General features: G+C 62.6%; 14 protein-coding genes and 1 riboswitch. Of the genes, 2 read left to right on the top strand and 12 right to left on the bottom strand.

What is annotated here, in order from left to right; all coding sequences use genetic code 11:
• Positions 1-19: 19 nt before the first annotated feature.
• Positions 20-1,603, bottom strand: coding sequence for a phosphoglycerate dehydrogenase (serA, locus tag AB433_RS04140; RefSeq protein ID WP_047820047.1), 1,584 nt, complete (start codon positions 1,601-1,603; stop codon positions 20-22).
• A gap of 100 nt (positions 1,604-1,703) precedes the next feature.
• Positions 1,704-2,825 carry a phosphoserine transaminase gene (locus AB433_RS04135; protein ID WP_047820046.1) on the bottom strand — a complete coding sequence of 374 codons (1,122 nt, stop codon included), beginning with the start codon at positions 2,823-2,825 and terminating at the stop codon, positions 1,704-1,706.
• Between the two features lie 195 nt (positions 2,826-3,020).
• Here AB433_RS04135 and AB433_RS04130 point away from each other — a divergent pair, with 195 nt between their 5' ends.
• On the top strand, positions 3,021-3,713 hold the full coding sequence (locus tag AB433_RS04130) for an extensin-like domain-containing protein (protein WP_047823271.1): 693 nt from the start codon (positions 3,021-3,023) through the stop codon (positions 3,711-3,713).
• A gap of 35 nt (positions 3,714-3,748) precedes the next feature.
• Here AB433_RS04130 and AB433_RS04125 read toward each other — a convergent pair whose 3' ends face one another.
• Together AB433_RS04125 and AB433_RS04120 are read right to left on the bottom strand one after the other, a co-directional pair.
• Complete coding sequence (locus AB433_RS04125) at positions 3,749-4,210, bottom strand: hypothetical protein (RefSeq protein WP_047820045.1); 462 nt, start codon at positions 4,208-4,210, stop codon at positions 3,749-3,751.
• 38 nt (positions 4,211-4,248) lie between these two features.
• Positions 4,249-5,559: a hypothetical protein gene (locus AB433_RS04120; RefSeq protein ID WP_156170665.1), complete on the bottom strand. Its 1,311-nt coding sequence runs from the start codon at positions 5,557-5,559 to the stop codon at positions 4,249-4,251.
• 124 nt (positions 5,560-5,683) lie between these two features.
• Positions 5,684-5,846, top strand: a riboswitch (yybP-ykoY riboswitch).
• 27 nt (positions 5,847-5,873) lie between these two features.
• Between AB433_RS04120 and AB433_RS04115 the strand changes: the two genes are divergently transcribed.
• Positions 5,874-6,446 carry a TMEM165/GDT1 family protein gene (locus tag AB433_RS04115; RefSeq protein WP_047820043.1) on the top strand — a complete coding sequence of 191 codons (573 nt, stop codon included), beginning with the start codon at positions 5,874-5,876 and terminating at the stop codon, positions 6,444-6,446.
• Between the two features lie 55 nt (positions 6,447-6,501).
• On the opposite strand, the gene AB433_RS04110 is transcribed toward AB433_RS04115, so the two are convergent.
• From AB433_RS04110 to AB433_RS04075, 8 genes are all read right to left on the bottom strand, one after another.
• Positions 6,502-7,119 (bottom strand): response regulator transcription factor, encoded by a 618-nt coding sequence (locus AB433_RS04110; RefSeq protein ID WP_047820042.1) that lies wholly within the window; start codon positions 7,117-7,119, stop codon positions 6,502-6,504.
• A gap of 172 nt (positions 7,120-7,291) precedes the next feature.
• Entirely contained in the window at positions 7,292-8,053 is a 762-nt protein-coding gene (locus AB433_RS04105; RefSeq protein ID WP_047820041.1) for a proteasome-type protease, read from the bottom strand.
• A 102-nt stretch (positions 8,054-8,155) separates the two neighbouring features.
• Positions 8,156-8,968, bottom strand: a complete 813-nt coding sequence (locus AB433_RS04100; RefSeq protein ID WP_047820040.1) for a transglutaminase family protein — start codon at positions 8,966-8,968, stop codon at positions 8,156-8,158.
• A 14-nt stretch (positions 8,969-8,982) separates the two neighbouring features.
• A complete protein-coding gene (locus AB433_RS04095) occupies positions 8,983-9,927 on the bottom strand; it encodes an alpha-E domain-containing protein (protein ID WP_047820039.1) in 945 nt (314 codons plus the stop codon).
• Positions 9,928-9,932: 5 nt separating this feature from the next.
• Positions 9,933-11,363: a circularly permuted type 2 ATP-grasp protein gene (locus tag AB433_RS04090; RefSeq protein ID WP_047820038.1), complete on the bottom strand. Its 1,431-nt coding sequence runs from the start codon at positions 11,361-11,363 to the stop codon at positions 9,933-9,935.
• Positions 11,360-12,286 (bottom strand): esterase/lipase family protein, encoded by a 927-nt coding sequence (locus tag AB433_RS04085; RefSeq protein WP_082134783.1) that lies wholly within the window; start codon positions 12,284-12,286, stop codon positions 11,360-11,362. Before AB433_RS04085 ends, AB433_RS04090 begins: the two co-directional genes overlap by 4 nt.
• A 47-nt stretch (positions 12,287-12,333) precedes the next feature.
• Positions 12,334-12,900: a DUF3617 domain-containing protein gene (locus AB433_RS04080; protein WP_047820037.1), complete on the bottom strand. Its 567-nt coding sequence runs from the start codon at positions 12,898-12,900 to the stop codon at positions 12,334-12,336.
• Between the two features lie 75 nt (positions 12,901-12,975).
• Positions 12,976-14,388, bottom strand: coding sequence for an amidohydrolase family protein (locus AB433_RS04075; protein ID WP_047820036.1), 1,413 nt, complete (start codon positions 14,386-14,388; stop codon positions 12,976-12,978).
• Between the last annotated feature and the right edge of the window lie 80 nt (positions 14,389-14,468).

Below are 14,468 nucleotides of genomic sequence, written 5' to 3'. Positions count from 1 at the left end.
TGTAGGGGTCAGACCCAGATCAGAACGAAAGCGCCTTGACCGTCTTCACACCCTTCGCATCGCACAGCGTCTTCAGCACTGCCTCTGGAATCGCCTGATCGACCGAGAGCAGCAGCACCGCCTCGCCACCGGCGGTACGGCGACCAAGGTGGAACGTGCCGATGTTGATGCCCGCTTCGCCAAGGATCGACCCGACGCGACCAATGAAGCCCGGCGCATCCTCGTTCACGATGTAGAGCATGTGCCCGTCGAGATCGGCCTCGATCCCGATGCCGAAGATGTCGACAAGGCGCGGCTGGCTCTTGCCGAACAGGGTGCCGGCAACAGACTTCTCGCCCTGCTCGGTATCGACCTTGATGCGGATCAGAGTGTTGTACGCGCCGTCCCGCTCGTTGCGGATCTCACGCACTTCCATGCCGCGTTCCTTGGCAAGGAACGGCGCGTTGACCATGTTCACCGTGTCCGAATAGCGGCGCATCAGGCCCGACAGGACCGCACCGGTAATCGGCTTGATGTTGAGCGTGGCGGCGTGACCTTCGACCTCGATCCCGATGCGGGTCAGGTTGCCGTGCGCCAGCTGGCCGACAAGGCTGCCCAGCTTTTCGGCCAGCGCCATGTACGGCTTCAGCTTCGGCGCTTCCTCAGCCGACAGCGACGGCATGTTGAGCGCGTTGGTGACGCCGCCGTTGACGAGGTAATCCGACAGCTGTTCGGCCACCTGCAACGCGACGTTGACCTGCGCCTCGGTCGTCGAAGCACCAAGGTGCGGGGTGCAGATGAAGTTCGGCGCGCCGAACAGGACGTTGTCCTTGGCCGGTTCCTTCTCGAACACGTCAAGCGCCGCGCCCGCGACATGGCCGCTATCCAACAGTTCGCGCAGCGCCGCCTCGTCGATCAAGCCGCCGCGCGCGCAGTTGACGATGCGTACGCCCTTCTTGGTTTTGGCAAGATTTTCCTTCGACAGGATGTTCTTGGTCTCTGCCGTCAGCGGCGTGTGTAGCGTGATGAAATCGGCGCGTGACAAAAGGCCGTCCAACTCAACCTTTTCGACGCCCATTTCCACGGCGCGTTCGGCCGACAGGAACGGGTCGAAAGCAACGACCTTCATCTTCAGGCCCAGCGCGCGGCTGGCGACGATCGAGCCAATGTTACCCGCGCCGATCAGGCCCAGCGTCTTGCCGGTAACTTCAACGCCCATAAAGCCGTTTTTTGGCCACAGGCCCTGCTGCGTCTGGGTGTTTGCGTCAGGAATCTGGCGGGCCAGCGCGAACATCATCGCGATGGCGTGCTCGGCCGTCGTGATCGAGTTGCCGAAAGGCGTGTTCATCACCACCACGCCCTTGGACGAGGCGTAGGGGATGTCGACGTTATCCACGCCGATCCCGGCGCGGCCGATGACCTTCAGGTTGGTTGCCGCGTCGAGGACTTCCTTGGTGACCTTGGTCGACGACCGGATCGCGAGGCCGTCATATTCGCCGATACGGGCGATCAGCTGTTCGGGCGTCTCGCCGGTGATAACATCGACGTCGCAGCCGTTTTCTTCGAAGATACGGGCGGCATTGGGGTCCATCTTGTCGGAAATGAGGACTTTGGGTTTGGTCATGATAACCTCGGAGAATTAAGCACCGTTCGGGCTGAGCCTGTCGAAGCCCGCTGCGGTAAGTGCGCGCCCTTCGACACGCTCTGGGCGAGCGGGAAAGGGATCAGGCCGAAAGCTGGGCATAAGCCCAGTCAAGCCACGGGCCGAGCGCCTCGATATCCGCCGTGTTCACGGTCGCGCCGCACCAGATGCGCAGGCCAGCCGGGGCATCGCGATAACCCGCAATGTCATAGGCAGCGCCTTCGTCTTCCAGCAGCTTGGCAAACTTCTTGATGAAGTCCGCGTCCGCGCCTTCGACGGTCAGGCAGACCGAGGTGTTCGAACGGATCGAAGCATCGGTGACGAGATGGCCAAGCCATTCACGCTCTTCCACGATCTTGTTCAACGCGGCGGCGTTGGCGTCGGCACGGGCGCGCATCGCGTCTGCGCCGCCAAGGCTCTTACCCCATTCCAGCGCGAGGATCGCGTCCTCGACCGCCAGCATCGACGGGGTGTTGATCGTTTCGCCCTTGAACACGCCTTCGACCAGCTTGCCGCTCTTGGTCAGGCGGAAGACTTTCGGCAGCGGCCACGCAGGCGTATAGCTTTCGAGGCGTTCGACGGCGCGCGGGCCAAGAATCAGCACACCGTGCGCGCCTTCACCGCCCAGAACCTTCTGCCAAGAGAAGGTGGCAACGTCGATCTTGGTCCAGTCGATCTTCTGCGCGAAGACCGCGCTGGTGGCGTCGGCAAAGGACAGGCCTTCACGGTCGGCGGCGATCCAGTCGGCGTTCGGCACGCGAGCGCCCGAGGTGGTGCCGTTCCAGGTAAAGAGAACGTCGTTCGACCATTCGACCTGCGAGAGGTCGGGAATTTCACCATAAGGCGCTTCCATCACGGTCGGATCGAGTTTGAGCTGTTTGACCGCATCAGTCACCCAGCCAGAACCGAAGCTTTCCCACGCCAGCGTCGTAACCGGGCGCGCGCCCAGCATCGTCCACATCGCCATTTCGAAAGCGCCGGTGTCCGAGCCCGGCACGATGCCGATGCGGTGCGTCTCGGGCAGCTCCAGCAGTTCGCGCATCAGGTCGATGCAGTACTGCAGACGTGCCTTGCCGATCTTGGAACGGTGCGAGCGCCCAAGCGAAGCGGTGTCGAGCTTTTCGGGAGTCCAAACCGGGGGCTTGGCGCAGGGACCGGACGAGAAATAGGGACGCTCCGGCAGCGTCGGCTTTGTATCAGTCATTTAAGACTCTCCTTACAGAGAGCACGCGCGGCGTTGGGACCGCGTGGCCCGTCGGCCGCTCTAGAGATGGTGCGCGTGCTGTCAATCGACCAATTGGGTGCAATGCAGCAACGTGCGGTAAAGTCTGCGAAATTTGCGCTGGATATCGCGCCGTCCGACTTGGCCGGGGCGCTTTGGGCTCATAGAATCGCATGTATGTCGAACCGATCGCAGCGTTTCACGTTCCTCCATCCGGCCCGTCGCGGCACCGTTGCGGCAGGTCTGGCCGCGTTGCTGCTGGCGGGCTGCGCTTCGGACAGGCCGACCACTTCGCCGGGGGCAACGAACCGCCCGGCGGTCACTACGCAAGCCGCGCAAATCTGCCGCCGCGAACTGGCCGAACAGGGTGCCGATTTCGTGCCATTGGACGACCTGCTGACCGGTGGCGGCTGTTCCAGCACAAATGCGGTCGCGCTCTACCACCTGACCGGCGATGCCAGCCGAATTGCTGTCACGAACGCCAACCGCATCGCCTGCCCCCTGTCGCAGACGGTGGCGGCGTGGGCGCGCTATGGCGTCGACCGCGCGGCAAAGCAGATGCTGGGCAGCGGGCTGGCGAAGGTCGAGACGTTCGGATCCTATTCATGCCGCAACGTCGCCGGATCGTCGCGCCGTTCGGCCCATTCGAATGCCAATGCGCTGGACGTTTCCGGCTTTGTACTGGCCGATGGTCGCCAGATCACGGTGAAGGACGATTGGAATGGCGGGACCGAGGCGGAGCGCCGCTTTTTACGCGTGGTTCAGGCCAGCGCCTGCAAGCGGTTCGGCACCGTCCTAGGCCCCGAATACAACGCCGCGCACGAGGATCACTTCCACGTCGAACTGGGCGAAGGCAGCTTCTGTCGCTGAGGCGGGGCGGACCCGCAGAGGCCGTCCCGCACCCGTTACTCAGCCGTCGCGATCAGACAGCCGCGCGTATTCCACGCAAGAATGAACATCGCTTGCGGATCGCCCGCCGCGGCCTTGCCCAATTGCATCCCATAGTAGCGCTTGTCCGCCACGCCCGCCTGAAACGCCGCCATCGGATCGCCCAGCCGCTTTTCTAGCCGCTTGGCCCAGGCGCTCAGTTCCTTTTTCGCCGCCGACGGGTTCATCTGGGCGGGCATAGCCGCCACCAGATCCGCATCGAAGCTGCCTTCCGAATAGGCCTTGTCCAGCATCAGCCATGTCGACCCGCAGTCCGCCTCTTCGGAATCGGTTTGCGGCGTGGTGATGTTGCCGTTGTCGCCATAGGCCCACCCTGCGGCGGCGGCCTCTTCGACCAGGACCGGGATATCCTGCGCCGCGGCGGGAGCGGCCAGTGACAAGGCCGCGATCGACGCGATGGCTCCAGCGATCTTCTTCATGCGAATCCTCCGATTGGCTGCGGCGCGGATGGCACCGATCAGCAGTTTGGGTTGTTGGGAATTCTGCTCATCACGCAGTTGACGTGATGATAGCGTTGGCGCGTCTGGCTCGCGATTTCCGAGGCAGATGGCATCGGCGACGGAGTAAAAGTACCGCTTGAAGACGCGCGATAGGCCGACGAGCCGCGTGAATAGGCCGATTGCCACCGCGCCGCCGCCATTCCAGGTGCGTTCGTATCGCCACCGAACCGGCCCTCCAGACCCGTTCCCCGGGAGCGCATCTCGCGGTTTGCCGCCTCGAATACATCGCCGCTGGGGAACCACAGCGCGGTAACGTAAAGGTGGTTGGTGGGCACCGATCCCATCCGGCGCTTACCCGCAATATACCTGATCGCTTCGGCAAGATGGTTCTTCGACTGATATACATAGATCGCGGCATGGGTCGCTGCGGCGTAATCGCCTGCCTCAAGCGCCCCTAGAAATCCCGATTTCGCCTCTTGCTGCTGCGCCAGGTATCTCTTCATCTTTTCCGCCTCTGCGGCATGGCGGCACCCTGCCTGCGATCCCAAGCGACAGGCATCGGCATAACGGCCTGCCGCCCTCGTCCAGTTTTCTGAACGCTGGGCCTCGGCGCCAAGGCGCAGGCAGGATGCACCTTCGCCCGCGGTGCAATTCATTTCGGCATACGTCAGCGATCGCGCCGCGTCCGCGCCCTCCAGCGAACTGTCGCCATAAAGCATCTCTGCCAACAGGCACGAATTGACCGAGCGTCCGCTTTTGCATCCCGTCTCTGCCATCGTGCGCGCCAAGGCCAGATTGGTCACGCCGCTGAAGCGGTCGCCAAATCCGTTGGCAACGATGAACGCGCCCTTCTCGCACGCCTGCGCGCTGCCTTGCGTGCAGCGATCATTATACAGGAACGCCAGCCGCCGGATATCGCGCGCATTTCCACCGGGCCGGCTGAAAAAATCCAGTGCCGCTTCGCAGGAATCATCGGATCGGAATTCGCAGGCGCGGGCGTGGAAATTGGCCGCAATGCGCATATCGGGGTTCAGCCCCGGCCCGCCGTGCGTATAGATGCGCGCCGCTTCCTCGCAGCTTTCGCGATCCTTGAAAGAACAGACGATCCGCCACGCCTGCGCCATGCTGGCGGCATCGGTTTTCTCGACACCGGCGACGGCCATTGCCTTGGCGCGTTTCTGGCAGGCGTAGTAGTCGTTGTTGACCACATCCATACAGCCCGGCACCGCAAAATTGTCCGCAACGGTCTGCGGGGTCGCCGGTGCACCGATGGCCAAGCTTGCGAAAAAAATGGCCAGCAGGCCGGTCAGCACGTGGGTAAATCGCATCGATGGTCCCTCCACCAACGCTTGTTTCCCAGTCGGTTGCGCCATGCAATCGGGCAAATCCGACAATGTTTGTTAGTTCGATTGCAAAGGCGATTTGCATTGCGAACCCGCCTCCGCTAACCGCCATTTCGTCATCCGGGGAGTAGCCACCCGCGCCAATTCGCGCGGGCCCGCCGTCGACATACTGGGCCGAGAGGCTCCGGCGCGTGGGGAATGAATTCCGGCGAGACTGCGTGACACCGAAACCTCTTGTCCGGCCGGGCGGGGGTGCGGTGTTGCCCATGTCTGCAAGGAAGCCCGGCCCGGAGAATACGATGGAAGCGCTGTTCACCTCCACTGCCGTCGTCGCCCTGGCAGAGATCGGCGACAAGACGATGCTGCTGGCCATGTTATTGGCCGCACGGTTTCGCCAGCCTGTGTCGATTGCTTTCGGCATCCTGTTCGCGACGATCGCCAACCACTTCCTTGCGGCGCTGCTGGGCGTGCAGGCGGCGGCTTGGTTCGACAGCGACCTGTTCCGCTATCTGGTTGCCGCCGGGTTCGTCGTGATGGGTCTGTGGACGCTGATCCCAGACAAGTTCGAGGAGGATGACCAGCCCAAGTCGCGTGGCGGCGCGTTTCTGACGACGCTGATCGCGTTCTTCATCGTGGAGATCGGCGACAAGACGCAGATTGCGACCGTGGCGCTGGGCGCGCGGTTTGCCGATACGCTGATGGTGACGACCGGAACGACCATTGGCATGATGCTGGCCAATGCGCCGGTGCTGTGGCTGGGCGACAAATTGGCGGATCGGTTGCCGCTGGCAAAGATCCGTATGGCGGCGGCATTGCTGTTCGTGGTGCTGGGCCTGTGGCTGGTGGCGGAGACTGCCGGACTTCTGGGTTAAGGCGTTCAAACCCATCGCGGCCGGGGCACCCGGCCGCGACGGGCTTTCCCAGGGATCAGTGCAGCCATTCCCCCATCGAAGCTTCCAGCCGAAGGCGAACCGCCTCTGCCGCGTGACGCGCGCCGATCTTGTCCATCATGTTGCCGCGATGGATTTCCACGGTGCGCGGGCTGATATCCAACTCGCGGGCGATGGCCTTGTTCGACAGGCCCTGCGCCAGATGGTCCAGTACCTCGCGCTCTCGCCCCGAAAGCATCGCGATACGCGTACGGGCATCCAGAGCGCGGCGACGGTGTTCGGCTTGCGTCGCGGCTTCTTTCGCAACGCGGTTGATCGCCTCTGCCAGTGCGTCGCCGGGAATCGGGTGGGACAGATAGTCGAACGCGCCTGCGCGCATCGCGGTGACGACATCGTCGATATCCGGGTGCGACGCCATCGCGATGATCGGCAGCCACGCGCCGCGCTTTGACATGATATCCATCAACCCCGCGATACCGCCCGCCGCGTGATCGTCGTCCGCCAACACGATCCCGTGGCGCGGCAGATGCGCCGCCAGTTCGTGGATGTCGTCATAGACCTCGGCATGATGGCCAAGTTCGAACACGGCGCGGGCGAACTGGGCCCGGTTGCGCGCATCGGTATCGACGATGTGGATGATTGTTCGCTGTTCCATGACCGGAACTCTGCCCGGATCAATACGTGGAACGCCATTAAGGACGATACCGATATGGATCGTTCCAGACCGTTAACCAACTGGAATCGCGAACTTCTGCGCGGAACTACAACCCGAAACGGACCTAATGGCCCGGCGCGTCAACCATTCACCGATCAACCAAGCGTGGTAATCACGCCTCGGGGTCGTCGATCTCGTCCAGATTGTACGATGGCAGAGACTGGAAGGCGTTGCGCAAGGCTTCGCTCCACCCGGTGGAAATGTCCTGAAAGAACTTGTCGCTGGCATGGATGCGCCGTTCGTGCAGCGGCTCGAACCTATCGCGTTCAATCACCAGCAGGTCCAGTGGCATGCCGACTGACAGGTTCGCCGCCAATGTCGAATCCATCGACACCATCAGCAGCTTTACGCCTTCCTCGAAACTCATGTTCCTGTTGTAGGCGCGGATGATGATCGGGCGGCCGTACTTGGTTTCACCGATCTGGAAAAAGGGCGTGTCCACCGACGCCTCGATGAAATTGCCTTCGGGATAGATCAGGAACAGGCGCGGCTCCATCCCTGCGATCTGTCCGGCAAGGATGATAGAGGCGGTGAATTTCGGCCCGCCCGACATATGGTCGTTCGATTCCTGACGCTTGCGGATCGTTTCGGCCAGCAGGTTGCCGACCATCGTCGCGACCTGAAACATCGTCGGCGCACGCAGGATCGACGGTTCGCGGTCTTCGGGTGCCTTGGTCCGCTCTTCCAGCAGGCTGATCACCGACTGCGTCGTGGCCAGGTTGCCCGCCGTCATCAACGTGATGATGCGCTCCCCCGGAACCGACCAGTGGTGCATCTTGCGAAAGACGGAAATGTTGTCGACGCCCGAATTGGTGCGGGTGTCGCTCATCAACACCAGCCCTTTTTCGAGCATCATGCCCACGCAATACGTCAAAGAACTCTTTCCTTCATGGCCTTGGCCCTATCCGCCACGGCATCGCGCGTGCCGGAATAGGGCCGTATCCCGTTTCGCACGCCCCCGCGCAAGATTTCGCGATTATTGATCCGCAGTTTGCTGCGCAACCTCAAGCTCCACGCTCAGCCGGTCGCTGTGGCTGCCAAAGCTGATGCCGGTGATTGGCGCAGCCTCGGCATAATCGCACCCGGTCGCCACGCGGACATAGCGGGCGTCGGGGCTGATCCCGTTGGAAATATCGAAGCCGACCCAGCCCAGCCCGCCGATATGCGCCTCTGCCCATGCGTGTCCCGCCTCTTGCGAGACGCGGTCGTCCATCATCAGATAGCCGGAGACATAGCGCGCCGGAACGCCCAGCTGCCGCGCACAGCCAATGAAGATATGCGCATGGTCCTGACACACGCCGTGTCCTGCCCCCATCGCCTCTTCCGCCGTCGTATCGCTGTCGGTCCGGCCGGTTTCATAGGTCACGGCATCGAGCACACGGGCCGAGAGTTCGTGCATGGTGTCCAGCGGATTTTGCTCTGCCGACAATCCTTGCACCAAAGCGCGCATACCCGCGCCCGGCTTGGTCAGCTTCGTCTGGCTGGCGAAATGCCATAGCGGCAAATGCCCCGCATGCCGCCCAATGACACCGCCGTTGTCATTGGTGTCGATGATGCCCTTGCACTCGATCTCTACTTTCTGCACGCCGGGTTCGACCGCCACCAATGTGGTCAAGTTGCAGTTGTGATCTTCGTATTCCAGCTCTCTGGCGGCGCCGGTCAGCTCCATCTTCCATTCAGCGATGGACTGCCCACTCGTGCTCTTCGGGGTCAGCCGCAGACGTTGCAAGGCATGAACGACCGGATCTTCAAAGTCGTAGCGTGTGCGGTGCGTGATGGCGAGGCGCATGGTACGGCTCCGGGTCAGTCGGTAAAGCGATAGTCGGTTTCGACAGCGGTCGCGATGTCGTGCGTATCGGCAATGAAGTCACTCAGGAACTCGTGCAGCCCCTGCTCCAACACCGCGTCGATATCCTTGTCTTGCAGGTTCAGGTCGGCCTTGCGCATCGCCTCGTTTGAGGAGAGCTTTTCGCCGTATTGCAGGGCAAGGTTGTGCAGGTTCGACCGGATCTTGGCATAACAGAACCGCAACGAACGCGGGAACTGGCCGTCGAGGATCAGGAAGTTCGCGATCCCCCGCGCATCCAGCTGACCGGCGTTCAGCCAGCGATAGGCGCGTTCCGCCCCTAAGGATCGCAAAATCGTCTCCCACTGTACGTTGTCGAGGCTCGACCCGACGTAGGACAGCGAAGGCAGCAGGACATAGTACTTCACGTCGATGATGCGCGCGGTGTTGTCGGCGCGTTCAACAAACGATCCGATCCGCGCGAAGTTATAAATGTCGTTGCGGAGCATCGACCCATCCATTGCGCCGCGCACAAGCGTCGATTCCCGCTTCACCGTGTTGATCGCATCGGCAAGGCCCGACTGCGTCACCGGTCGCGCCAGCAGGTCGTTGAGTTGCAGGTAGCTTTCGTTCACCGCCTCCCACAGCTCGGTGGTGATCGAATTGCGCGCGGAGCGGGCATTGGACCGGACGGCCCCGATCAGCGAACGGATCGAGTTCGGGTTATCCCGATCACGCAGGATGTAATTCCAGACCTGAATGCCCGCATAAGTCCCGTTCTGCGCGGCATAACCGTGCCGCATGCCGGCGGTTTCGATAACCGATCGCCATTCCTCTTCGGCGGTCAGGTGATCGCGGGTGAGCGCCATGCGGAACCCGGTGTCGAGCAGGCGCGCAAGGTTCTCTGCCCGCTCTAGATAGCGGAACATCCAGAAGATGGCGTTGGCGGAGCGTCCGAGCATCTCGATTACTCCTCCAGAACCCAGCTGTCCTTGGTGCCGCCGCCCTGGCTGGAATTCACCACCAGGCTGCCGCGCTTCAAGGCCACGCGGGTCAGACCGCCCGGAGTGATTTCGATGCCATTGGGGCTCATCAGCACGAAGGGGCGAAGGTCGACGTGGCGCGGGGCCAGTCCCTTCTTGGTCAGGATCGGCACGGTCGACAGCGAAAGCGTCGGCTGCGCGATGTAATTGTGCGGCTTGGCCTTCAGCTTCTCGGTGAACTTGGCGATCTCGCGCTTCGAGGCGGCGGGCCCGATCAACATGCCATAGCCGCCCGAACCGTGGACCTCCTTGATGACGAGGTCGTCGATATTATCGAGGACGTACTTGAGCGAGTCCTCCTCCATGCAACGCCACGTTTCCACGTTGGGCAACAGCGGCTTTTCGCCGGTGTAGAACTCGACGATTTCCGGCATGAAGGAATAGAGCGCCTTGTCGTCGGCAATGCCCGTACCCGGCGCGTTGGCAATGGTGATCCCGCCGGAACGGTACACGTCCATGATCCCCGGCACGCCCAGCATCGATTCCGGGTTGAAAGTCAGCGGATCGAGATATTCATCGTCGACCCGGCGATAGAGCACGTCGACAGGGGTAAAGCCGCGCGTGGTGCGCATCTGCACCCGCCCGCCGACGACACGCAGGTCGCCCGCCTCAACCAGTTCCGCGCCCATCTGATCGGCGAGAAAGGCATGCTCGTAATAGGCCGAGTTGTAGATGCCCGGCGTGAGAACAGCGACGACGGGACGCCCCTCGGTCTTGCGCGGGGCGCAGGCGGCAAGGCTGCGAGCAAGACGGCGCGGATAGTTCGAAACCGGGGCGACCTTAACTTGCGTGAACAGCTCTGGGAACATCGCCATCATCGTCTCGCGGTTTTCCAACATGTAGGAAACGCCGCTGGGCGTGCGTGCATTGTCTTCCAGCACATGAAAATCGTTCGGCCCGGTGCGGACAAGGTCGATGCCGGTGATATGGGTGTAAACACCGCCCGGCGGCGTGAAGCCCGACATGTGCGGCAAATACGCCTCGTTTCCGCGCAGCAACCATTCGGGCACGCGGCCCGCGCGAATGATCTCCTGCCGGTGATAGAGATCGTGCAGGAACGCGTTGAGTGCGCGGACCCGCTGTTCGATCCCCTTGGACAGCCGTCGCCACTCGTGCGCGGTGATAATCCGCGGCACGGGGTCGAACGGGATCAGGCGTTCTTCCGCCTCATCCTGACCGTAAACGTTGAAGGTGATGCCGGTTTTGCGGAAGAACGCTTCCGCTTCCTGATGCTTTCGCCGCAGCCCTTGCGGGTCCTGATCGTCGAACCAGGCCGAATAGCCCCGGTATGCCTCTCGCACGCCGCCGTTAGCGTCGAGCATCTCGTCGAAATTATCCGCGCCGTTGCCGGTCATGAAACCCCTGTTTCGTCGGTTTTCCTGCCCTCTCGCAACTCTCCGTCCCCTTCATGCACGCTGGCAGGCACCGTGTCGAGGACTTGCGCAACGCACTGGATCGCGCGGGGATGCCACGCGAAACCCATGTGCGTACAGCGCACTGAAATCGAAATATCCCGCTCACCCGTTCGCCCGCAGGCGCAGTGGCGATGAACGACACCGTCCTGCGCGCTCCACAGCGCGACAGTCGTAACCGGCGGTTTTTCCGCGAAGTTTTCACCCACTGGCGGCTGATCGACCGGATGGCCGGTGATCCAGTGATAGACGCGCCACGCATTATTGCCGTGCATGTCGCCCGAAAAGGGCGAGCCCATAGTCACGACCATCTCGACACGATCGGGCAGGCGCTTCGCCGCCTCTCGCGCGAAAAGTCCGCCAAGGCTCCAACCGACAAGGACCAGCTTGCGACCTTCTGCCCGCGACACGCGCTCGATTCGCGACAACAGCCGTTCGAATCGGTCGACCGTGGGGCCAAGGTTCCAGCCCAGCCCCCAGTCGGTGACCGAGTGACCCGCCTTTTCCAATTCCTTGCGCATCCGCGCCATGCGCCACGGGTGCGAGCCGAATCCGGGCAGCAACATGACCGCGCGGGGATGTTCTGCCTTGGGCAAGGCGACCGGCCCGTGCATTGCGGCATAGACCTGCGGAAATGCCAGAGAGGCGAATTCTGAAATCAGCAGTTTCGACTTGGGCGTCGCAACGCCATCGGGTTGCGGGCGCGAGGCCAGTTGGTGCCGCCGCGCCAATTCGCCGAACAACAGCGAAAAGCCCCTGCCCGGCTCACGCGGAGCAGACGCATGGCCCGTCGCGGCTGGCCTGTCGCCCTTACCGTCCGGCACGAAATCCGCTCCGTCGTTGATGTTGCCCGTCGTCGATTGCATTGCCCTCTTAACGCGCGATGCCAAAGTGGTTTCCCGAATGGCCGGACCTATCCCTCGCACTCGCCGATGCGTTCGGAACTGGCGCGCATCTTCATCATCATCTTCCCACCCGGGATGCTGCCAGACGACATGTCCATCGCCATGTTCATCTGCGACGAAGTTTCGGTGCCGCTGCCGTCCATCGTCATCGTGCCGCTGGCATCGTCGCCACTGCATACGAACCTGCCCGAGAATTTACCGCCATCGACATCGAACTTCTCGACCTTGCAGTTTTCCTGCGCCTCGGTCGCCATCTTTTCGAAGCCTTGCTCGGCATCCTCCGGCGTCAGGCAATAGGTATTTGCCTGCGCCATCGCGCCGGCCATCATGCTTTTCAACTGGTCGACCTGCGCGGCGGGCATGCCGGGTATCTCAAGGCTGACCAGTTCGGCGTTGGAACGGTACTGCCCCGGCTGGGGCCGAACGCCCTGTTTCATCTCGGCAGCGATTTCGTCGGTGCTCATCCCTTCGGCAGAGGCCGCAGCCTGCTCGGCCGGTTCGTCGGAACCGCAGGCGGCCAAGGTCAGCGGGGCAAGGCACAGGACGGTAAGCCGGGCAACGGGGCGGATGGGCATCGAAAGTCACTCCAGACAGGAAATTGCGTTGCGACTCAGGCTAGAGCAAGCCGGGGCGATTGCAATGTGCGGCGTTCAGAGCCCCAGCGCAGACACGTCCGCATCTTGCGCGATCAACCCCTGAACCACGTTGCGCTTCGTCCGTTCGATATCGTGCACCGATGCAGACGCAAGCAGCCGCGCCAGTTCAACCCTATCGAGATAGTGCCCGCCCGCGACGACGGCGGCGGGAGAACGCAGAACGGACAAGTCCTCTGTCGGATCGCCATCGAGCAACAGCAAGTCGGCACGCTGGCCCGCTGCCACGGCGCCTACCTCGCCCGCTTCGCCCAAGACCTCTGCCGGGTTGATCGTGGCCGCGCGCAAAACGGCGTGGCGCGTCAGTCCCGCTTCTTCCAGCAGGGCCAATTCGTCGATTAGCGAGACGCCCGGAATATTGGTGAAGATGCCCGCATCGCTTCCCGCGATCAGCGAAACGCCTTCCTCCGCAAGGATTCGGGTCGCCAGCTTGTAGAACTCGAATGCCGCACGGTTCCGCTCTACATCCTCATGCGTCCAGCGTTCGTAATTCGGCTGTTCTTGCGCGACGAGCAGGGGGTTGAGCGTTTCCACCCCGTCGCGCGTGAGGTACCCGCCTTTCGTTTCCGCCACCCGCAACAGGTTGTAGAACGCCACCAAGGTCGGATCGACGGCAATGCCGGACGCGGCGATCCGGCTGGCCAGTTCGCGCATTGCCTCCACATCGTGCTGATCGCGCAGACCGTGCCAGACGATCGTTTCGGTGTGCTCGAAGGTGGTAAAGCCATCGTCGAGCAGATTCTCGAATGCGATCTTGAACGGGACGTCATGGGGCATGCCTTGACGGCGCGTGCCTTCGGGCGAGTGGCCCATGACCGTCATACCCAGCCGCTCCGCCTCGTCATGGATCGCCGCGTAGGCCTCCGCCGTCAGGTTCGAGTACACCTTGATCCGGCGAAATCCGGCTCCGTACTGCGCCTGCACCGCCGCACGCGCTTCGTCCGCGCTAGACACCATCTGGTGGTTGATCTGCGCATTGGGGCCCGGGCTGTTGAGAATCGGCCCGGTCGTGATCAGGCGCGGGCCAAGTAGGTCGCCCGCCTCGATCCGTTGCGCCAGATCGAGATGCATCGGCATGCCCGACGCATTGCGCACCGTCGTCACGCCCGCCGCCAGATAAGCGCCCAGCGACGCGCGATCCCAGATATGAACGTGCATGTCGACGAGACCGGCCATCAGCACGCGGCCATTGCCATCGATACGCCGCACGCCATCGGGCACCGCACCGGACGCGTCGACGATCATGCCATCGCGAACGAGGACATCGCCAGCGGACAGCACCGGATCTGCCCCACCCAGATCGAGGATGCGGACGTTTTCGATCAGGAAGGATTCCGGCTCACCTGCCAAAGCCGGTTGCGCACCGCCCATCGCCGCCAGCCAGATCGCTGCCCACCCAAATCGACGCATTCGCACTACCCCTCAGTTCGTCCCGCATTCGCGGGAATGCGTCATTTCGCCCGGCAAGAAAACCCATCCGATTGCATCGC

This window comes from Croceicoccus naphthovorans (assembly GCF_001028705.1).
Taxonomy (GTDB): Bacteria; Pseudomonadota; Alphaproteobacteria; order Sphingomonadales; family Sphingomonadaceae; genus Croceicoccus; species Croceicoccus naphthovorans.
This window is presented reverse-complemented; position numbering and strand designations above follow the sequence as displayed.

Bases quoted from the DNA above. Each gene is read 5' to 3' on its own strand.
- serA (WP_047820047.1), bottom strand. From the start codon at position 1,603: ATGACCAAACCCAAAGTCCTCATTTCCGACAAGATGGACCCCAATGCC.
- AB433_RS04135 (WP_047820046.1), bottom strand. From the start codon at position 2,825: ATGACTGATACAAAGCCGACGCTGCCGGAGCGTCCCTATTTCTCGTCC.
- AB433_RS04130 (WP_047823271.1), top strand. From the start codon at position 3,021: ATGTCGAACCGATCGCAGCGTTTCACGTTCCTCCATCCGGCCCGTCGC.
- AB433_RS04125 (WP_047820045.1), bottom strand. From the start codon at position 4,210: ATGAAGAAGATCGCTGGAGCCATCGCGTCGATCGCGGCCTTGTCACTG.
- AB433_RS04120 (WP_156170665.1), bottom strand. From the start codon at position 5,559: ATGCGATTTACCCACGTGCTGACCGGCCTGCTGGCCATTTTTTTCGCA.
- AB433_RS04115 (WP_047820043.1), top strand. From the start codon at position 5,874: ATGGAAGCGCTGTTCACCTCCACTGCCGTCGTCGCCCTGGCAGAGATC.
- AB433_RS04110 (WP_047820042.1), bottom strand. From the start codon at position 7,119: ATGGAACAGCGAACAATCATCCACATCGTCGATACCGATGCGCGCAAC.
- AB433_RS04100 (WP_047820040.1), bottom strand. From the start codon at position 8,968: ATGCGCCTCGCCATCACGCACCGCACACGCTACGACTTTGAAGATCCG.
- AB433_RS04095 (WP_047820039.1), bottom strand. From the start codon at position 9,927: ATGCTCGGACGCTCCGCCAACGCCATCTTCTGGATGTTCCGCTATCTA.
- AB433_RS04090 (WP_047820038.1), bottom strand. From the start codon at position 11,363: ATGACCGGCAACGGCGCGGATAATTTCGACGAGATGCTCGACGCTAAC.
- AB433_RS04085 (WP_082134783.1), bottom strand. From the start codon at position 12,286: ATGCAATCGACGACGGGCAACATCAACGACGGAGCGGATTTCGTGCCG.
- AB433_RS04080 (WP_047820037.1), bottom strand. From the start codon at position 12,900: ATGCCCATCCGCCCCGTTGCCCGGCTTACCGTCCTGTGCCTTGCCCCG.
- AB433_RS04075 (WP_047820036.1), bottom strand. From the start codon at position 14,388: ATGCGTCGATTTGGGTGGGCAGCGATCTGGCTGGCGGCGATGGGCGGT.